Genomic DNA, 19897 nt, shown 5'->3' with positions numbered 1-19897 from the left:
ATGAAAGTGTCTTTCTCCCGCTCCATGCTGACCGCGTTCGCCGCGGCGGCGTTTGTCGCGTCGGGCGCGGCGCATGCCGACGTCGATCTCGCGAAGAGCAAGGTGTCCGCCGTGTCGAAGCAGATGAACGTGCCGACCGAAGGCGCGTTCAAGAAGTTTTCCGCGCAGGTGAAGTTCGACCCGGCGAAGGCCGCGCAGGGCAGCGCGCAAATGACGATCGACGTCGCGAGCTTCGACCTCGGCGACAAGATGTACAACGACCAGGTCGCCGGCAAGGACTGGTTCGACGCGAAGACCTATCCGCAGGCGAGCTTCGTGTCGTCGGCGATCGCGCCGGCCGGCGGCAACAAGTACAACGTGACCGGCAAGCTGACGATCAAGGGCAAGACCGAGACCGTCACGGTGCCCGTCACGGTCGCGCAGAACGGCGCGACGCAGACGTTCGACGGCGTGCTGCCGATCAAGCGTTCGACCTTCAACGTCGGTACCGGCGAGTGGAAGGACACGTCGGTCGTCGCGGACGAAGTGCAGATCAAGTTCCATCTCGTCGCCACGAAGTAAGCGGCAGGTTGCCGCGTCCACTGAATGCCGCGCGAGGGCGCGGCGCCGTTCCCAGGAGAAAAGGTTTGAAAAAGCATCTGATCATCGCCGCCGGCGCGCTGGCCGCTTCGCTGTCGTTCTCGGCCTTCGCCGAAAGCGCGACCTACCAGTTCGACCCGAGCCACACGTACCCGAGCTTCGAGGCCGACCACTTCGGCGGCCTGTCGGTCTGGCGCGGCAAGTTCGACAAGTCGAGCGGCACTGTGACGCTCGATCGCGCGGCGAAGACCGGCACGGTCGACGTGACGACCGACATCGCGTCGATCCACACCGGCAGCGCAAAGCTCGACGAGCACCTGCAGACGGCCGAGTTCTTCGATGCGGCGAAGTTCCCGCAGGCGAACTACAAGGGCACGATCAAGTTCGACGGCGATAAGCCGGTGTCGGTGGTCGGCAACCTGACGCTGCATGGCGTCACGAAGCCGCTCACGCTGAAGATCGATTCGTTCAAGTGCATGCCGCACCCGATGCTCAAGCGCGAAGTGTGCGGCGTCGACGCGGTCGGCGAATTCAGCCGCGACGATTTCGGTCTCGACTACGGCAAGCAGTACGGCTTCAAGATGAAGACGAAGCTGCTGATCACGGCCGAAGCGGTCAAGCAGCAGTAAGGCTCTCCTGCCGGGCCGGCCATCGTGCCGGCCCCTGCGGGCAAACCGCCGCGCTCCCGTTATCGGGGCGCGGCGGTTTTTTTGCGCGCCTATAATCGCCCGAGCGCAGCATGCGGCCATGCGGCGCCGGGCAGGCCGACGCCGCGACGGCGGCCGCCTCGAACAGAACGTACAACGACAAGGAGATCGCCGATGCATGCCGTCACGCAGTCCCGTTCCATTGCCTCGTCGCCGCGCGTCTGGCGCGCGGTGGTCGCCGCGTCGATCGGCAACGCGCTCGAGTGGTTCGATCTCGTCGTCTACGGTTTTTTCGCGGTGACGATCTCGAAGCTGTTCTTCCCCGCCGGCAACGACACCGTGTCGTTGCTGCTCACGCTCGGCACGTTCGGCGTGTCGTTCTTCATGCGGCCGCTCGGCGCGATCGTGCTCGGCGCGTATGCCGACCGCGCGGGCCGCAAGGCCGCGCTCACGCTGTCGATCCTGCTGATGATGGCCGGCACGCTGATCATCGCGGTGCTGCCGACCTACGAGACGATCGGCGTCGCCGCGCCGGTGATCCTCGTCGCCGCGCGGCTGATGCAGGGCTTTTCGGCAGGCGGCGAGTTCGGCAGCGCAACCGCGTTCCTCGCCGAGCACGTGCCGGGCCGGCGCGGGTTCTTCGCGAGCTGGCAGGTCGCGAGCCAGGGGCTCACGACGCTGCTCGCCGCGGGCTTCGGCACCGTGCTGAACGCGCAGCTGTCGGCCGCGCAGATGGCGTCGTGGGGCTGGCGCGTGCCGTTCTTCTTCGGGCTGCTGCTCGGGCCGGTCGCGTACTACATCCGTACCAAGGTCGACGAGACGCCCGAATTCCTCGCGGCCGAAGGCACCGCGAACCCGCTGCGCGATACGTTCGCGTCGCACAAGGCGCGCCTCGTCGCGGCGATGGGCGTGGTCGTGCTCGGCACCGTCGCGACCTATCTCGTGCTGTTCATGCCGACCTACGGCGTGAAGCAGCTCGGCCTCGCGCCGTCCGCCGCGTTCGCGGCGATTCTCGTCGTCGGCGTGATCCAGATGGCGTTCGCGCCGCTCGTCGGCCACTGGTCGGATCGCTACGGCCGCGTGCGCGTGATGATCGCGCCGGCGCTCGGCATCCTCGTGCTGATCTATCCGGCGTTCGCGTATCTCGTCGCGCATCCGGGCTTCGGCACGCTGATCGCGCTGCAGGTGCTGCTCGCGTTCCTGATGACCGGCTACTTCGCGGCGCTGCCGGGGCTGTTGTCCGAGGTGTTTCCAGTGCAGACGCGCACGACCGGGATGTCGCTCGCGTATAACGTCGCGGTGACGATCTTCGGCGGCTTCGGGCCGTTCATCATCGCGTGGCTGATCCGCGAGACCGGGATGAAGACTGCGCCGAGCTTCTACCTGATGTTCGCGGCCGTGCTGAGCCTCGCGGCGCTGGTCGTGCTGCGGCGGCGGTTCGGGTTTCGCTGAAAGGGGCGGGGCGGCGCGTCAATTGCCGCCGCGCTCGCACACCGGTTGCGCCGGCATCAGTTGCGGCGGCGCGTCGACGGTCCGGACCGGGCGCCCCGCGAGCGCGGCGAGCGCCTGCCGGAGCTGCCAGTCGGCGGCCGTGCCGAATGCGCGCTGCGGCAGCGCCGCGCTCCTCGCCGTATCGATCTTCGCGCGCACGCGCTGCTCGCGCAGCTTCTGCCGTGCGTTGCGCACCTGCGCGAACGGGTCGGGCGCCTGCCGGTCCGCATACGGTGCGCGGGCCAGATCGGCTTCCCGGTACCACAGCAGCACGCCGTCGACGTCCGAATCGACGCGCGGCGGCACGAGCCAGTCCGGCATGACGCCGTAGCCGTCCATCGGGCAGCCGTTCGGCCGCAGGTTGCGCGCGAACGTGAAATTGAGACGCGTGCCGTCGATCAGGTCGACGCCCGTCTGCGCGAGCCCTTTGCCGTAGGTCGGCATGCCGAGCAGTTTCGCGCGGCCGAGATCCTTCAGCGCGGCCGCGGTCGCTTCGGCGGCCGACGCGCTCTGTCCGTCGACGAGTACGACGAGCGGCACGGTGCGCCACCAGTCGTCGGCCTGCAGCGGCGCGAGCGGATCCTGCCCGTGCATGACGGGCAATTCGTAGTCGGGCCAGTTGGTCGTGTAGCGGCGGCGGTGCGTGTCGCCGCGCTCGACCGTCACCATCGCGGTGCGGTCGCGTCCCGCGAACAGCGCGGTGATGCCGATCGCCGCATTGAGCGCGCCGCCGCCGTTGATGCGCAGGTCGAGAATCATCTGCTTCACCGGCGGCCCCGCGCGGCGCGCGGCCTGCACCGCGTCGATATAGTCGCCGACCGCCGGCTCCGGAAAGCTCGACAGCCGCGTGTACAGGATGTCGCCGTCGAGCCGCTTCGCGGTCGCCGGATGCGGTTTGACGATCGTGCGCAGGGGCGCGAAGCTCAGCACCGCATGCTTCGGGCCGCGCTGCACCGTGAGCTTCAGCGGCACGCCCGCGTCGCCCTTCGCGAGTTGCATCAGCGCGCTGCCGTCGATGCCGACGACGCTCCTGTCGTTCATCGCGACGACGAGATCGTCGGGCCGCACGCCGGCCCGTTCCGCCGGCGCGTCGGGAATCACGTCGATGATGTGCAGTCCGTCGGGCCGTGTTTCGAACACGATCCCGATGCCCGGCGTGCCGTCGCGTGCGCGCCGCTCGTCGTCGCGCCGCTCCTGCTCTTCCTTCGCGTTGAAGAAGCGTGCGTAAGGCAGCGTCTTGATGCCTTCGTGGGTCGCGGCGTCGAGCAGCGCGCCGATGTCGACGTCGGTCAGGTGCTGTTTCTTCAGCACTTCGACGGCCGCTTTCAGTTCGCAGAGCTGCGGCTCCCAGTCGGGCGGGCAGGGCGACGGCGGTCGGATGGCGGGCACCGAAGCGGCGGCCGGTGAAGCGGCAGGCAGCGAAGCGGCGGGGGATGCGGATGCCGATTGCGCATCGGCGAGCGGCGCATACGGGAACGCGGCCGCGACGGCTGCGCAGACGGCGAGGCGACGAACGACATGCATGGGAGGCATCATCGGGACCGCACGTTCGGACGGGTGGCGAGGGGGTGCCCGGTGCCGGGGGCAACCGGCAAGCGACGGGGCAGGGCGCGGTGAAGATTGTAGCCGACCCCTGCGACCGCGCCGGTCGAGCCGGCCGCGTGTCGGACCGCGGTGGCCCGCACATAAAAAAACCGGCCCAAACGGGCCGGTTTTTTCGAAGCCGAAACGGTGTAGCGCTCAAACCTGCGCGCCGGCGTTCGGATCGTCCGGATCGTGCGCGGCCTTCTTTTCCTTGATCAGGTCTTCGCGCTTGATGCCGAGCCACATCGCGAGCGAGCCCGCGACGAACACCGACGAGTAGATGCCGAACATGATGCCGACCGTCAGCGCGAGCGCGAAGTAGTGCAGCGTCGGGCCGCCGAAGAAGAACATCGACAGCACCATCATTTCCGTCGACGTATGCGTGATGATCGTGCGCGACATCGTGGTCGTGATCGCGTGGTTGATCACTTCCTGCACGCTCATCTTGCGTTCGCGGCGGAACGTTTCGCGGATCCGGTCGAAGATGACGACCGACTCGTTGACCGAGTAGCCGAGCACCGCGAGGATCGCCGCAAGCACCGCCAGCGAGAACTCCCACTGGAAGAACGCGAAGAAGCCGAGAATGATCACGACGTCGTGCAGGTTGGCGATGATGCCGGCCACCGCGTACTTCCATTCGAAGCGGAACGACAGGTAGATCACGATACCGATCACGACGCACGCGAGCGCGAGCAGACCGTCGGTCGCGAGTTCGCGGCCGACCTGCGGGCCGACGAACTCGACGCGCTGCAGCGTCACGTCCGGGCTCTGCGCCTTCAGCGCGCTCATCACCTGGTCGCTCTGCTGCGCGGACGTGAGGCCTTCCTTCAGTTGCAGGCGGATCAGCACGTTGCGCGACGTGCCGAAGTTCTGCACTTGCGCATCGGCATAGCCGAGCTTGCCGAGCGTCGCGCGCACGGGTTCGAGCTGCGCGGCCTGCTGGTACTGGACCTCGATCACCGTGCCGCCGGTGAATTCGACGGACAGGTGCAGCCCGCGGTGGAACAGGAAGAACACGGCGGCGAGGAACGTGACCAGCGAGATCACGTTGAACACCAGCGCGTGCCGCATGAACGGAATGTCTTTACGGATGCGGAAAAATTCCATGGCTTCGTCTCCGGGGCCTTATTGGGTCGAGCCCGGTTTCTTCGGCGACACGCCTTGCTGCGCGCGGTTGCGCAACTGCGGCTTGCCGGCGCGCGGCGCGTTGCCCTTCGCCGGGGCGGCGAGCTTCGCGGCGCGGGCAGTGTCGGTCGATTCGTCTGCATCGGCGAACGACGCGGCGGCAGCGGCGCCTTCCGGCTTCCACACCTGGCCGATCGCGAGCGACTTCAGCTTCTTGCGGCCGCCGTACCAGAGGTTGACGATCCCGCGCGAGAAGAACACCGCGGAGAACATCGACGTCAGGATGCCGAGGCAGTGCACGATCGCGAACGCGCGAACCGGGCCCGAGCCGAACGCGAGCAGCGCGAGGCCGGCGATCAGCGTCGTGACGTTCGAGTCGAGAATCGTCGCCCACGCATGGGCGTAGCCGGCCTGGATCGCGAGCTGCGGCGGCTGGCCGGCGCGCAGTTCCTCGCGCACGCGCTCGTTGATCAGCACGTTCGAGTCGATCGCCATGCCGAGCGCGAGCGCGATGGCCGCGATGCCCGGCAGCGTCAGCGTCGCCTGCATCAGCGACAGCACGGCGACGAGCAGCAACAGGTTCACCGACAGGCCGATCACCGACACCACGCCGAACAGCATGTAGTACGCGACCATGAACACGGCGATCGCGCAGAAGCCCCAGATCACCGAGTGGATGCCCATCTTGATGTTGTCGGCGCCGAGGCTCGGGCCGATCGTGCGTTCCTCGATGATGTCCATCGGCGCGGCAAGCGAACCGGCGCGCAGCAGCAGCGCGAGATCGGCCGCGGCCTGCGGCGTCGGCTGGCCCGTGATCTGGAAGCGGTCGCCGAGTTCGGACTGGATCGTCGCGACCGTCAGCACTTCGCCCTTGCCCTTCTCGAACAGCACCATCGCCATCGGCTTGCCGATGTTCTCGCGCGACACCGTGCGCACCGCGCGGCCGCCCGCCGAATCGAGGCGGATGTTGACCGACGGACGCTGGTGCTCGTCGAAGCCGGCCGACGCGTCGATGATGCGGTCGCCGGTGAAGATCACGTCCTTCTTCAGCAGCACGGGCGCCTGGTTGCCCTGCGTGAAGAGTTCCTCGCCCGGCGGCACGGGATCGTTCGGGTTCGGGTGCGTGTTGATCGGGTCGGCGAGGCGCGCCTCGAGCGTCGCGGTGCGGCCGATGATGTCCTTCGCCTTCGCGGTGTCCTGCACGCCCGGCAGTTCGACGACGATGCGGTCGCTGCCTTGCTGCTGCAGGATCGGCTCGGACACGCCGAGTTCGTTCACGCGGTTGTGGAGGGTGGTCAGGTTCTGCTTGAGCGCGGCGTCCTCGACGGACTTCTGCACGGCCGGCGTGAAGGTGCCGACCACCTGCGTGCCGCCGCCGCCGGGCTGCGTCGCCCATTGCAGCTCGGTGATCGACGCGGCGAGCACCTTGCGGGCGTCTTCCGCCGTCTGCGCATCGCTGAAGTTGACGACCACGGACTGCTCGACGCGGCTCACGCCGCCGTCGCGGATGTTCTTGTCGCGCAGCAGCGTGCGCGCGTCGGACGCGTCGGAGTCGAGCTTCTTCGTGAGCGCGCCCGTCATGTCGACCTGGAGCAGGAAGTGCACACCGCCGCGCAGGTCGAGGCCGAGATACATCGGCAGCGCGTGCAGCGCGGTCAGCCAGCGCGGCGACGCGCTCTGCAGGTTCAGTGCGACGACGTACTGCGGATCGTTCGGGTCGGCGTTCAGCGACTTCTGCAGCAGATCCTTGACGCGCAGCTGAGTATCGGTGTCCTTCAGGCGCACGCGGATGTTCGCGTTGGTCGCCGTGTTCTCGAAGGTGACGTCGTCCGGCGTGATCTGCGCGGACGCGAGCGCCGATTCGACCTGGGTCAGCGTGGTCGAGTCGAGCTTGACCGTGGCCTTGCCGCTCGACACCTGCACCGCCGGCGCTTCGCCGAAGAAGTTGGGCAATGTGTACAGAAGGCCGATGGCGAGCGCCACGACCATCACGACATATTTCCAGAGTGGATAACGATTCATGAGGGGGCCGAACGGGTGGTTGGCGTGAAAGCGTCGCGTCCGGCGCCGCGGCGGCCCGCTCTCTCAGGCGGGCACGGCGCGGGGGCCGGACGCTCGGTATAAGCCTTACAGCGACTTGATCGTGCCCTTCGGCAGAATGGTCGTGACGGCAGCCTTCTGCACGGTGATTTCGGTGCCTTCGGCGATTTCGACGCCGATGTAGCCTTCGGTGACCTTCGTCACCTTGCCGACGAGGCCGCCGCTCGTGACGACTTCGTCGCCCTTCGCCATGGCCGCGAGCATGTTGCGGTGTTCCTTCTGGCGCTTCATCTGCGGACGGATCATGATGAAGTACAGCACCGCGAACATCAGGATGAGCGGCAGGAAGCTCATCAGGCTCGATTCGGCGCCACCGGCACCTTGCGCGAAGGCATTGGAAATGAACGGCACGTTGGTCTCTCCGTAGGGGAAGATCGAAAAATAAGCCGGTTATTCTACCACCGGCCCCATGCGCAAACGGCGCGGCAAATGCGCTTTCGGATCAAGCTGTTAAAGCGCGAACCGATACCGTTGCGGCTTGCTTGGAAAGGCAATTGTAATGTTTGATGGCTCGGTCCGGCGGGTGGACCGGGTTTTTTAGTGCGTGTCCCATTGGGTACGGTTTTCTTTCAGGTCGTGTCCTATGGGGCAGGCCGCCCGCCGGCCGGTCAGTCGACCCCTCTCGCGCGATCCTCCGCGAAGCGCTGCCGGAACGCGTCGAACGTATGGGTTTCGATCGCGTCGCGGATCTCGCTCATCAGCTGCAGGTAGTAGTGCAGGTTGTGGATCGTGTTGAGCTGCGCGCCGAGGATTTCGCCGACCCGGTGCAGGTGATGCAGGTAGCCGCGCGAGAAATTCTGGCACGTGTAGCACGTGCAGCTCGCATCGAGCGGCTTCAGCGAGTTCTTGTGCGTCGCGTTGCGGATCTTGACGTCGCCGAAGCGCGTGAAGAGCCAGCCGTTGCGCGCGTTGCGGGTCGGCATCACGCAATCGAACATGTCGACGCCGTTCGCCACGCCTTCGACGAGATCCTCCGGCGTGCCGACGCCCATCAGGTAGTGCGGCTTGTTCGCCGGCAGCTTCGGGCCGACGTGGCGCAGCACGCGCATCATGTCTTCCTTCGGCTCGCCCACCGACAGCCCGCCGATCGCGAGGCCGTGGAAGCCGAGTTCGGACAGGCCCGCGAGCGATTCGTCGCGCAAGTCCTCGAACATCCCGCCCTGCACGATCCCGAACAGCGCGTTCGGGTTGCCGAGCCGGTCGAATTCGTCGAGCGAGCGCTTCGCCCAGCGCAACGACATGCGCATCGAGTCGGCCGCTTCCTTGTGCGTGGTCGGCACGCCGTTGGTCGCGTACGGCGTGCATTCGTCGAACTGCATCACGATGTCCGAGTTCAGCACCTTCTGGATCTGCATCGACACTTCCGGCGACAGGAACAGCTTGTCGCCGTTGATCGGCGACGCGAACGTGACGCCGTCCTCGGTGATCTTGCGCAGGTCGCCGAGCGAGAACACCTGGAAGCCGCCCGAGTCGGTCAGGATCGGCTTGTTCCAGCCCATGAAGCCGTGCAGGCCGCCGTGCGCGTCGATCGTGTCGAGGCCCGGGCGCAACCACAGGTGGAACGTGTTGCCGAGGATGATCTGGGCCTTGATTTCGTGCAGCTCGCGCGGCTGGATCGCCTTCACGGTGCCGTACGTGCCCACCGGCATGAAGATCGGCGTCTCGACCGTGCCGTGGTTGAGCTTCACGCGGCCGCGGCGCGCGTGGCCGTCGGTCGTCAGCAGTTCGAATTCGAGCCCGTTCGCGGGGCGGCTCTGCACGGGAGCGGGCGTGTTGTGGCTCGCGTGCGTATCGTGGGATGAACCTTCGGTCATCGTGAGTGCTCCTTGCTACCGGAAAACAGTCCGGCGCATGTTGGAAACGCCGCCGGGAAACCGGCGGCGGGGAAAAGCGGGTGCGCGCAAAAGCGTGACGCGCGCAGCGGGAATACGGGCACTGCGATGCAACGGCGGCCGCGCAGTGCGTGGCGTGCGGGCCGTCGCGCCCGCCGCCCCGCCGCGCTTCACGCGCGCGGCGCCTCCGGCGTGTCGCGCCGCGTGAGCAGCATCGCGTCGCCGTAGCTGAAGAAGCGGTAGCGTTCGGCGATCGCGTGCCGGTAAGCGGCGCGGATCGTCTCGACGCCCGCGAACGCGGACACCAGCATCAGCAGCGTCGATTTCGGCAGGTGGAAGTTCGTGACGAGCCGGTCGACCACGCGGAAACGGTAGCCGGGCGTGATGAAGATGTCGGTTTCGGCCTGCGTCGCCGCGAGCGGGCGGCCCGCTTCGTCGGCCGAGCGCGCGGCGGCTTCGAGCGCGCGCATCGACGTCGTGCCCACCGCGATCACGTTGCCGCCGCGCGCGCGGGTCGCGGCGATCTTCTCGACGAGCGACTGCGGCAGGTCGTACCACTCGCTGTGCATCTTGTGCTCGGCGATGTTCTCGACGCGCACCGGCTGGAACGTGCCGGCGCCGACGTGCAGCGTCAGCGTCGCGCGCTCGACGCCCATCGCGTCGAGCTTCTCGAGCAGCGGCTGGTCGAAGTGCAGCCCGGCCGTCGGCGCGGCGACCGCGCCCGGGTTGCTCGCGTAGACGGTCTGGTAGCGCGTTTCGTCGGTTGCGTCGGGATCGTGCTCGATATACGGCGGCAGCGGCAGGCGGCCGTACTGCTCGATCAGGTCGAGGCACGGCGCGGGGAAGTGCAGCGTGAAGAACGGCTCGACGCGCTCGCCGACCGTCACGTCGAACGCATCGGCCAGGCGCAGCGTCGTGCCGGCGCCCGGCGACTTGCTCGCGCGGATCTGCGCGAGCGCGGTGTGCGTGCCCGTCACGCGCTCGATCAGCACCTCGATCTTGCCGCCGCTGGCCTTCTGGCCGAAGAACCGCGCCTTCAGTACCTTGGTATCGTTGAACACGAGCAGGTCGCCGGGCGCGATGCACGACGGCAGCTCGGCGAAATGGCGGTCGACGAGGCGTGCGGGCTCGACGCCGCGGTCGACCTCGAGCAGGCGGCTCGCGGTGCGATCGGGCAGCGCGGTTTGTGCAATCAGCTCGGGCGGCAGATTGAAATCGAAATCGGAAAGCGTGAACATGCGGGTTGATTCGAAGCGGCCGGCGGGCGTGGCCGACAGCGCGCAAACGCGTAATCGGGGCGCGCGAGCCGCTATGATGACGGGATGCGCGGCCTGGCCGGCGTCGTTCGTTCGGACGACGTGAAAGCCGCTATTGTACTTGCCTTGCGAAGCACCCAGACGATCCGATGCCTGTGTCACCACGCCGTTCCCTCGCTGCCGTTGCCGATTCCGCCGATCCGTTCGACGCGGACGATGCCGCCTCGTCCGCGCCGTCCGCATCGGGCTCCGGCGCGCGCCGCGCCGGCCCGAAGCGCGGCGCCGACGGGCGGCTTGCGCAGCCCGCGGCGGCCGCGCCCGAGGCCGACGGCGCCGCCGGCGACGAAGCAGGGGCGGCCGATGCGAAGCGCAAGAAGAAGCCGGCCGCCGACAAGCCGGTGAAAACCGCCGACAAGCTCACGAAGCTCGGCCTCACGCGCTCGATCGATCTCGTGCTGCATCTGCCGATGCGCTACGAGGACGAAACCACGCTCACGCCGATCGGCGAACTGCTGCCGGGCGGCATCGCGCAGACCGAAGGCGTCGTGTTCGACAACGAGGTCGCGTACCGGCCGCGCCGCCAGCTCGTCGTGAAGATCCGGGACGACGACGGCGAGCAGCTCGTGCTGCGGTTCCTGAATTTCTACGGCTCGCAGGTCAAGCAGATGGCCGTCGGCCAGCGGCTGCGCGTGCGCGGCGACGTGCGCGGCGGCTTCTTCGGGATGGAGATGGTGCACCCGGCCGTGCGCGTCGTCGAAGCCGATGCGCCGCTGCCGCAGGTGCTCACGCCCGTCTACCCGAGCACGGCCGGCGTGTCGCAGGCGTATCTGCGCAAGGCGATCGAGAACGCGCTCGAGCGCACGCCGCTGCCCGAACTGCTGCCGCCCGAGATCGAGCGCGATTACCTGAAGCCGCTCGGCGTGCCGACGCTCGCGCAGGCCGTGCGCATCCTGCACCACCCGGGCGTCGATTCCGACGAAGCCGCGCTGATGGACGGCTCGCATCCGGCATGGACGCGCATCAAGTTCGAGGAGCTGCTCGCGCAGCAGCTGTCGCTCAAGCGGGCGCACGAGGAGCGCCGCACGCGCGCCGCGCCCGCGATGCCGCGCCGCGCCGCGACCGATGCCGATGCGTTGACCACGCGCCTTTACGCGGCGCTGCCGTTCACGTTGACCGGCGCGCAGGCGCGCGTCGTCGACGAGATCGCGCACGACCTCACGCTCGCGCATCCGATGCAGCGTCTGCTGCAGGGCGACGTCGGCAGCGGCAAGACGGTCGTCGCGGCGCTGGCCGCCACGCAGGCGATCGACGCCGGCTACCAGGCCGCGCTGATGGCGCCGACCGAAATCCTCGCGGAACAGCACGCGCGCAAGCTGCGTGCATGGCTCGAGCCGCTCGGCGTCACGGTCGCATGGCTCGCGGGCAGCCTGAAGGCGAAAGAGAAACGCGCGGCGATCGAGGCCGCCGCGCTCGGCACCGCGCAGCTCGTGATCGGCACGCACGCGATCATCCAGGATACGGTCGAATTCGCGCGGCTCGGCCTCGTGATCGTCGACGAGCAGCACCGCTTCGGCGTCGAGCAGCGTCTCGCGTTGCGCGCCAAGGCCGCGAATGCCGCCAACGGCGCGCGCGACTTTCAGCCGCACCAACTGATGATGTCGGCCACGCCGATTCCGCGCACGCTCGCAATGACGTACTACGCGGACCTCGAGGTATCGACGATCGACGAGTTGCCGCCCGGCCGCACGCCCGTGCTGACGCGCCTCGTCGGCGACGCGCGGCGCGACGAAGTGATCGCCCGCGTGCGCGAGGCCGCGCTGACCGGGCGCCAGGTGTACTGGGTGTGCCCGCTGATCGAGGAGAGCGAGACGCTGCAGCTGCAGACGGCCGTCGAAACCTACGAGACGCTGGCCGCGGCGCTCCCCGAGTTGAAGGTCGGCCTCGTGCACGGCCGCCTGTCGCCGGCCGACAAGGCGGCCGTGATGGAAGCGTTCACGCGCAACGAAGTGCAATTGCTGGTCGCGACGACCGTGATCGAAGTCGGCGTCGACGTGCCGAACGCCTCGCTGATGGTGATCGAGCACGCGGAACGGTTCGGCCTGGCGCAGCTGCACCAGTTGCGCGGCCGTGTCGGGCGCGGCACCGCGGCGTCGGTGTGCGTGCTGCTGTACACCGGGCCGCTGTCGATCGCCGGCCGCGAGCGGCTGAAGACGATGCGCGAGACGACCGACGGTTTCGAGATCGCGCGGCGCGACCTCGAAATCCGCGGCCCCGGCGAATTCCTCGGCGCGCGCCAGTCGGGTGCGGCGATGCTGCGTTTTGCGAACCTCGAGACCGACGGCTGGCTGATCGATCCTGCCCGCGAGGCCGCGGCGCGGCTGATTGCCGCGTATCCGGAGGTCGTCACGCAGCATCTCGCGCGCTGGCTCGGCGCGCGCGAGCAATACCTGAAGGCCTGATCGACCGGCTTGGGGCCGGATCGAAAGCCGCCACTCGACGCATCGCGATGCAGAGAAACTTGGCGAACCTGGGTAAGAGGGTGTATAAATTAAACCTATCGCCTGTATATCTCTGATTGACCCACAATGACCCTGACTGAATTGAAGTACATCGTCGCGGTCGCGCGCGAGCGGCATTTCGGTCGCGCGGCCGAAGCGTGCTTCGTGAGCCAGCCGACCCTGTCGGTGGCGATCAAGAAGCTCGAAGACGAGCTCAACGTGCAGATTTTCGAGCGCGGCGCGAGCGAAGTGAGCGTGACGCCGATCGGCGACCAGATCGTCACCCAGGCGCAGCGCGTGCTCGAGCAGACCTTCGCGATCAAGGAGATCGCGAAGCAGGGCAAGGACCCGCTCGTCGGCCCGTTCCGCCTCGGCGTGATCTACACGATCGGGCCGTACCTGCTGCCGACGCTCGTCAAGCAGATGATCCAGCGTGTCCCGCAGATGCCGCTGATGCTGCAGGAGAACTACACGCTGAAGCTGCTCGAACTGCTGAAGCAGGGCGAGATCGACGCCGCGATCATGGCGCTGCCGTTCCCCGAAACCGGCCTGATGGTGCGGCCGCTGTACGACGAGCCGTTCGTCGTCGCGCTGCCGGCCGGCCATCCATGGGAGAAGCGCGACGAAATCGACGCCGAGGATCTGAAGCAGGAAACCATGCTGCTGCTCGGCAACGGCCACTGCTTCCGCGATCACGTGCTCGGCGTGTGTCCGGAACTGATGCGCTTCTCGCAGACGGCCGACGGCATCCAGAAGACGTTCGAGGGCTCGTCGCTCGAGACCATTCGCCACATGGTCGCGAGTGGCGTCGGCATCACCGTGCTGCCGCGGATGTCGGTCGCCGAGATCGGCCCGCGCGCGAACGGCCCCGATGCCGAGCTGCTGTCGTACGTACCGTTCAACGAACCGGTGCCCGACCGCCGCGTGGTGCTCGTGTGGCGCAAGAGCTTCACGCGGATGCCGGCGATCGACGCGATCAGCGACGCGATTGCCGCTTGCGAGCTGCCGGGTGTCGCGAAGCTCGACATGCCGGCCACGATGAACTGACGCGCCGATGCAGGCGTGTGTGGCAGCGTGATGAACGGGGTCGTGCGACCCCGTTTATTTTTCCCTATTGCATAGATGAAATTTATCAAATTCAAATAATCGATAGATATAGATAGAATCCTCTACATGGATCGATGTCGAGCCGACGTGCGAGATGCACGTTGGATGCAAGCGTCAAAGGAGGATGTCATGATGCGGTCGGTATTGAAGCACGCGCAGCGGAACATCCCGTCGCGCGACACGGTCGTACATCGCGCCAGGGCGGCGGTTCGCGGCCTGCGCCCGATTGCGTTCGCGTACCTGGCGGACCGTGTGTATGGCGGATGAGTGCCGCCGCACGCCGGTCCAGTGTTCCCCCGAATCACCTGCCGTCGAGCCTTGAGGGAGCATCGCATGTCCGATATCCGAAAAGCCGCCCGCGTCGTCGGTACGACGACTGCCGGCAGCCGCTTCCCCGAGTGCCCCGCCTGCGGCGCACGGCAACGGGAACGCGTGTCCAGGGCCGCGCACGACATCCCGTAGTACGACAGGAGGACCCGCCTGTTCCGTTTCTTACCCCCCGCAACGCTCCACGAACCGCGCCCGGCACGTGGGGGCCTACGAGCCAGTGAAGGAGAAAAAAAGCATGTCGAACGAAACGAAGTGCCCGTTCAACCACACCGCAGGCAGCGGCACGACGAACAAGGACTGGTGGCCGAACCGGCTGAACCTCGACGTCCTGCATCGGCATTCGGCGCTGTCCGATCCGATGGACGACGATTTCGACTACGCCGAGGCGTTCAAGAAGCTGGATCTCGCCGCGGTGAAGCAGGACCTGCACGCGCTGATGACGACGTCGCAGGACTGGTGGCCGGCCGACTTCGGCCACTACGGCGGCCTGTTCGTGCGCATGGCATGGCATAGCGCCGGCACGTACCGCACGGCCGACGGCCGCGGCGGCGCGGGCGGCGGGCAGCAGCGCTTCGCGCCGCTCAACAGCTGGCCGGACAACGTGAGCCTCGACAAGGCGCGCCGCCTGCTGTGGCCGATCAAGCAGAAGTACGGCCGCAACATCTCGTGGGCCGACCTGCTGATCCTGACCGGCAACGTCGCGCTCGAATCGATGGGCTTCAAGACGTTCGGCTATGCCGGCGGCCGCGTCGATACGTGGGAGCCGGACGACGTCTACTGGGGCTCGGAAAAGATCTGGCTGGAACTGAGCGGCGGCCCGAACAGCCGCTACACGGGCAAGCGCGAACTCGAAAGCCCGCTCGCCGCGGTGCAGATGGGCCTGATCTACGTGAACCCGGAAGGCCCGGACGGCAACCCCGACCCGGTCGCCGCCGCGCACGACATCCGCGAGACGTTCGCGCGGATGGCGATGAACGACGAGGAAACGGTCGCGCTGATCGCGGGCGGCCACACGTTCGGCAAGACGCACGGCGCCGGCCCGGCCTCCAACGTCGGTCCGGAGCCGGAAGCCGCGGGCCTCGAAGAGCAGGGCCTCGGCTGGAAGAGCACGTTCGGCACGGGCAAGGGCAAGGACACGATCACGAGCGGTCTCGAAGTCACGTGGACGTCGACGCCGACGAAGTGGAGCAACGACTTCTTCAAGCACCTGTTCAGCTACGAATGGGAGCTCACGAAGAGCCCGGCCGGCGCACACCAGTGGGTCGCGAAGGATGCCGACGAGATCATTCCGGACGCGTACGACGCGTCGAAGAAGCATCGTCCGACGATGCTGACGACCGACCTGTCGCTGCGTTTCGACCCGGCCTACGAAAAGATCTCGCGCCGCTTCTACGAGAACCCGGCCGAATTCGCCGACGCGTTCGCACGCGCGTGGTTCAAGCTCACGCACCGCGACATGGGCCCGCGCGCCCGTTATCTCGGCCCGGAAGTACCGGCGGAACACCTGCTGTGGCAGGATCCGATCCCGGCCGTCGATCACCCGCTGATCGACGCCGCCGACGTCGCCGCGCTGAAGGCGAAGGTGCTGGCGACGGGGCTGAGCGTGTCGCAGCTCGTGTCGACCGCCTGGGCGTCCGCATCGACGTTCCGCGGTTCGGACAAGCGCGGCGGCGCGAACGGTGCGCGCATCCGCCTCGCGCCGCAGAAGGACTGGGAAGTGAACCGCCCGGCCGAACTCGCGGCGGTGCTCGAAACGCTCGAAGGCGTGCAGAAGGCGTTCAACGACGCGCAGACGGACGGCAAGAAGGTGTCGCTGGCCGACCTGATCGTGCTGGCCGGTGCGGCCGGCGTCGAGCAGGCCGCGAAGAATGCGGGTATCGCGGTCACCGTGCCGTTCGCACCGGGCCGGATGGACGCGTCGCAGGAAGAAACCGACGTCGACGCGATGGCCGTGCTCGAGCCGCTCGCCGACGGTTTCCGCAACTTCCTGAAGCACGCGTACAAGACGCCGGCCGAGGCGCTGCTGGTCGACAAGGCCCAGTTGCTGACGCTGAGCGCACCGGAGATGACGGTGCTGGTCGGCGGCCTGCGCGTGCTCGGTGCGAATGCCGGCGATGCGAAGCATGGCGTGTTCACCGATCGTCCGGAAACGCTGACGAACGACTTCTTCGTGAACCTGCTCGACATGGGCACGGAATGGAAGCCGGTGTCGGCCGCGAACGACGTGTTCGAAGGGCGCGATCGCGCGACGGGCGCGCTCAAGTGGACGGGCACGCGCGTCGACCTGATCTTCGGTTCGCATGCGCAACTGCGTGCGCTGGCCGAGGTGTACGGCAGCGCGGACGCGAAGGAGAAGTTCGTGCGCGATTTCGTCGCGGCCTGGAACAAGGTGATGAACCTCGACCGCTTCGACCTCGCGTGAACCCGGCCGCATCCCGACGCGGTGATGCGGTGATGCAGTAACGTGAAACGGCCGGTCCGGCGACCGGCCGTTTCTTCCCTGAACGATGTCTTGTCAAAGGAGTGACGATCATGACGCAAATGATGCTCGACATGCGCGCTGCCGCGGCGCCCATTCTGCGATCGCCGGTGGAGCTGGCGCGCTACGTCGTCGGCTTCGCGATCGTCGTCGGCGGAGCGGCGGAGCTGGCCTCGCAGGCGCTGCACGCGCTCGCGCCGGTCGTGTCGGCCGCCGGCGGTTGAGGGCGGCCACGGATTCGCGACGCTAGACTGGCGAGTCGCGAACGGATGCCGCGCGAGGCGGCATGCGGATTGCCCGATGCATTTTCGCCGGTTCAACATTTCGAATGAGGAGTCCCGAAGATGGCCAAGAAAGGCAACGCCACGCAGATCAACATCGGCATCAGCGACAAGGACCGCAAGAACATCGCGGAAGGCCTGTCGCGCTTGCTCGCCGATACGTTTTCGCTGTACCTGAAGACCCACAATTTCCACTGGAACGTGACCGGACCGATGTTCAACACGCTGCACCTGATGTTCGAGGAGCAGTACAACGAACTATGGCTCGCGGTCGACTCCGTCGCCGAGCGCATTCGCACGCTGGGCGTCGTCGCGCCCGGCACGTTCGGCGATTTCGCGAAACTGTCGTCGGTGCCCGAAGCGAAGGGCGTGCCGGCCGCCGAGGAGATGATCCGCCAGCTCGTCGAAGGGCACGAGACGGTCGTGCGCACCGCGCGCGAAATCTTCCCGATCGCCGACGCGGCGAGCGACGAGCCGACCGCCGATTTGCTCACGCAGCGCCTGCAGACGCATGAAAAGACCGCATGGATGCTGCGGTCGCTGCTCGCGTAAGTCCAGCGCTGCCGGGGCGTCGGGCCGGGCCCGGACGGGCCGGCTCCGAATCTGTCCCTGGATCGATGCCCGCCGCCGCACGGCCGTGCGCAGCGGGCCGCGGCGGCCGGCCGGCCCGCCGCGACCGCCGGCCGCGGGTCGCGCCGACATGACGCGCAGCGCCGCTCGGCTCTAAAATGCCGGGATTCTCTTCCTGGTGCTTCGCCATGCTTGCCCGCTTTCCCCTGTATCTGCGGCTCGTCCGGATGGACAAGCCGATCGGCAGCCTGCTGCTGCTGTGGCCGACGCTCAACGCGCTGTGGATCGCATCGGACGGCCATCCGCGCTGGCCGCTGCTCGTGATCTTCACGCTGGGCACGCTGCTGATGCGCTCGGCCGGCTGCGCGATCAACGATTACGCCGACCGCGATTTCGACCGCCACGTGAAGCGCACGGCCGACCGGCCGCTGACGTCGGGCAAGATCCGGGCATGGGAAGCCGTCGCGATCGCGGTCGGGCTGTCGTTCGTCGCGTTCCTGCTGATCCTGCCGCTCAATACGCTGACGAAAGAATTGTCAGTCGTCGCGTTGTTCGTCGCCGGCTCCTATCCGTTCATGAAGCGTTTCTTCGCGATTCCGCAGGCGTATCTCGGCATCGCGTTCGGCTTCGGCATCCCGATGGCGTTCGCGGCCGTGCAGGACACGGTGCCGGTGCTGGCGTGGGTGATGCTGCTCGCGAACATCTTCTGGTCGGTCGCGTACGACACCGAATATGCGATGGTCGATCGCGACGACGACATCAAGATCGGCATCCGCACGTCCGCGCTGACGTTCGGCCGCTTCGACGTCGCGGCCGTGATGACGTGCTACGCGGTGACGCTCGGCATCTACGTGTGGATCGGCGTGACGCTCGGCTTCGGCCTCGCATACTGGGCCGGCTGGGCGGCGGCGGTCGGCTGCGCGCTGTATCACTACACGCTGATCAAGGGTCGCGAACGGATGCCGTGCTTCGCGGCGTTCCGCCACAACAACTGGCTCGGCGGCGTGCTGTTCGCGGGCATCGCCGCGCATTACCTGCTGGCCGCTCGCTGAACGACACCCCGACATATCGCGCCTTTGCGGGCGGCGCCAACGAAAAAAGCGACCCGACGGTCGCTTTTTTTACGTCCGGCGCCGGCGCAAACCGGCGCCGCTGTCGCGCTTACGCGCGGCCGAGCTCGTCGCCCATTTCCTTCGCACGCGCTTCGGCCGCGAGCGCGCCGCGCACGATCGCTTCCTTCACGCCCTGTGCGTCGAATGCCGCGAGCGCGGCGGCCGTCGTGCCGCCCTTCGACGTCACGCGTTCGCGCAGCACGCTCGCCGGCTCGCCCGATTGCGCGGCCAGTTGCGCGGCGCCCGCGAACGTCGCGACCGCGAGCGCGCGGCCCTGTTCGTCGTTCATGCCGAGACGGCGCGCGGCTTCCTGCAGCGCTTCGATGAAATAGAACACGTACGCGGGGCCGCTGCCCGAAATCGCCGTGACCGCGTCGAGCTGCGATTCGTCGTCGAACCACACGATCTCGCCGACCGCGCCGAGCACGCTCGATGCGAGTTCGCGGCCCGCCGCGTCGACGCCCGGCAGCGCGGCGAGGCCCGTCACGCCCATGCCGACCAGCGCCGGCGTGTTCGGCATCGTGCGCACGACGCGCGCGTAGCCGCCGAGCCAGCGGGCGAGATCCGTGCCGCGGATGCCGGCCGCGATGCTGATCACGAGCTGCGACTTCAGGTGCGGCGCGAGCGCCTGCGCGACGTCCTTCAGCACCTGCGGCTTCACCGCGAGCACGATCGCGTCGTAATCGGCGAGCGTTGCGTCGACGGCCGCGCCGGTGCGCACGCCGAATTGCTGCGCGGCGCGCGCGCGGACGTCTTCGTTGATGTCGATGGCATACAGGCCGTCCGCGGCGACGCCGCGCTTGATCAGGCCGCCGATCAGGGCCGCGGCCATGTTGCCGCCGCCGATGAATGCGATTTTCATGATGTCGGGAATGAGCGAGTGAGTGAACGGAAAGGCGGAAAAGA

The 19897-nt window shown here is 67.5% G+C and carries 16 protein-coding genes; 9 read left to right on the top strand and 7 right to left on the bottom strand.

The annotated features are described in order from the left end of the window. From WT97_RS29980 to WT97_RS29970, 3 genes are all read left to right on the top strand, one after another. The gene (locus tag WT97_RS29980) at positions 1-561 is read left to right on the top strand and encodes a YceI family protein (protein ID WP_059501115.1); all 561 of its coding nucleotides are present in this window, start codon (positions 1-3) and stop codon (positions 559-561) included. Between the two features lie 65 nt (positions 562-626). Further along, on the top strand, positions 627-1208 hold the full coding sequence (locus WT97_RS29975) for a YceI family protein (protein ID WP_006476873.1): 582 nt from the start codon (positions 627-629) through the stop codon (positions 1206-1208). A gap of 192 nt (positions 1209-1400) precedes the next feature. Further along, a complete protein-coding gene (locus tag WT97_RS29970) occupies positions 1401-2678 on the top strand; it encodes an MFS transporter (protein WP_060354941.1) in 1278 nt (425 codons plus the stop codon). Between the two features lie 18 nt (positions 2679-2696). Here WT97_RS29970 and WT97_RS29965 read toward each other — a convergent pair whose 3' ends face one another. From WT97_RS29965 to queA, 6 genes are all read right to left on the bottom strand, one after another. Beyond that, a complete protein-coding gene (locus tag WT97_RS29965) occupies positions 2697-4241 on the bottom strand; it encodes a S41 family peptidase (protein ID WP_257128575.1) in 1545 nt (514 codons plus the stop codon). Positions 4242-4457: 216 nt separating this feature from the next. Further along, on the bottom strand, positions 4458-5408 hold the full coding sequence (gene secF, locus WT97_RS29960) for a protein translocase subunit SecF (RefSeq protein ID WP_059501018.1): 951 nt from the start codon (positions 5406-5408) through the stop codon (positions 4458-4460). Between the two features lie 18 nt (positions 5409-5426). Further along, positions 5427-7448: a protein translocase subunit SecD gene (gene secD / locus WT97_RS29955; RefSeq protein ID WP_059501019.1), complete on the bottom strand. Its 2022-nt coding sequence runs from the start codon at positions 7446-7448 to the stop codon at positions 5427-5429. Positions 7449-7553: 105 nt separating this feature from the next. Next, the gene (yajC, locus tag WT97_RS29950; protein ID WP_006476868.1) at positions 7554-7877 is read right to left on the bottom strand and encodes a preprotein translocase subunit YajC; all 324 of its coding nucleotides are present in this window, start codon (positions 7875-7877) and stop codon (positions 7554-7556) included. Positions 7878-8134: 257 nt separating this feature from the next. Then, positions 8135-9340: a tRNA guanosine(34) transglycosylase Tgt gene (tgt, locus tag WT97_RS29945; protein WP_059791811.1), complete on the bottom strand. Its 1206-nt coding sequence runs from the start codon at positions 9338-9340 to the stop codon at positions 8135-8137. Between the two features lie 188 nt (positions 9341-9528). Then, the gene (queA, locus tag WT97_RS29940; RefSeq protein ID WP_059501021.1) at positions 9529-10596 is read right to left on the bottom strand and encodes a tRNA preQ1(34) S-adenosylmethionine ribosyltransferase-isomerase QueA; all 1068 of its coding nucleotides are present in this window, start codon (positions 10594-10596) and stop codon (positions 9529-9531) included. A gap of 167 nt (positions 10597-10763) precedes the next feature. On the opposite strand from queA, the gene recG reads away from it, so the two are divergent. The 6 genes from recG (at position 10764) to ubiA (ending at position 18931) form a co-directional block, all read left to right on the top strand. After that, positions 10764-13073 carry an ATP-dependent DNA helicase RecG gene (gene recG / locus WT97_RS29935; RefSeq protein WP_060354940.1) on the top strand — a complete coding sequence of 770 codons (2310 nt, stop codon included), beginning with the start codon at positions 10764-10766 and terminating at the stop codon, positions 13071-13073. Positions 13074-13199: 126 nt separating this feature from the next. Further along, entirely contained in the window at positions 13200-14159 is a 960-nt protein-coding gene (locus tag WT97_RS29930; protein WP_006754461.1) for a LysR substrate-binding domain-containing protein, read from the top strand. Between the two features lie 625 nt (positions 14160-14784). Next, on the top strand, positions 14785-16971 hold the full coding sequence (katG, locus tag WT97_RS29925; protein ID WP_059791805.1) for a catalase/peroxidase HPI: 2187 nt from the start codon (positions 14785-14787) through the stop codon (positions 16969-16971). A 110-nt stretch (positions 16972-17081) separates the two neighbouring features. After that, entirely contained in the window at positions 17082-17252 is a 171-nt protein-coding gene (locus tag WT97_RS34725; protein ID WP_179949373.1) for a hypothetical protein, read from the top strand. A 120-nt stretch (positions 17253-17372) separates the two neighbouring features. Then, the gene (gene dpsA / locus WT97_RS29915; RefSeq protein WP_034206455.1) at positions 17373-17861 is read left to right on the top strand and encodes a non-specific DNA-binding protein DpsA; all 489 of its coding nucleotides are present in this window, start codon (positions 17373-17375) and stop codon (positions 17859-17861) included. Positions 17862-18067: 206 nt separating this feature from the next. Further along, positions 18068-18931 carry a 4-hydroxybenzoate octaprenyltransferase gene (gene ubiA / locus WT97_RS29910; RefSeq protein ID WP_060354939.1) on the top strand — a complete coding sequence of 288 codons (864 nt, stop codon included), beginning with the start codon at positions 18068-18070 and terminating at the stop codon, positions 18929-18931. A 109-nt stretch (positions 18932-19040) separates the two neighbouring features. Here ubiA and proC read toward each other — a convergent pair whose 3' ends face one another. After that, positions 19041-19853: a pyrroline-5-carboxylate reductase gene (gene proC, locus WT97_RS29905; protein WP_060354938.1), complete on the bottom strand. Its 813-nt coding sequence runs from the start codon at positions 19851-19853 to the stop codon at positions 19041-19043. Between the last annotated feature and the right edge of the window lie 44 nt (positions 19854-19897).

Origin of the sequence: Burkholderia sp. MSMB1459WGS (assembly GCF_001534535.1) — a bacterium.
Classification (GTDB): Bacteria; Pseudomonadota; Gammaproteobacteria; order Burkholderiales; family Burkholderiaceae; genus Burkholderia.
The sequence above is the reverse complement of the archived record's forward strand: the minus strand, read 5'-3'. Positions and strand labels throughout refer to the sequence as shown.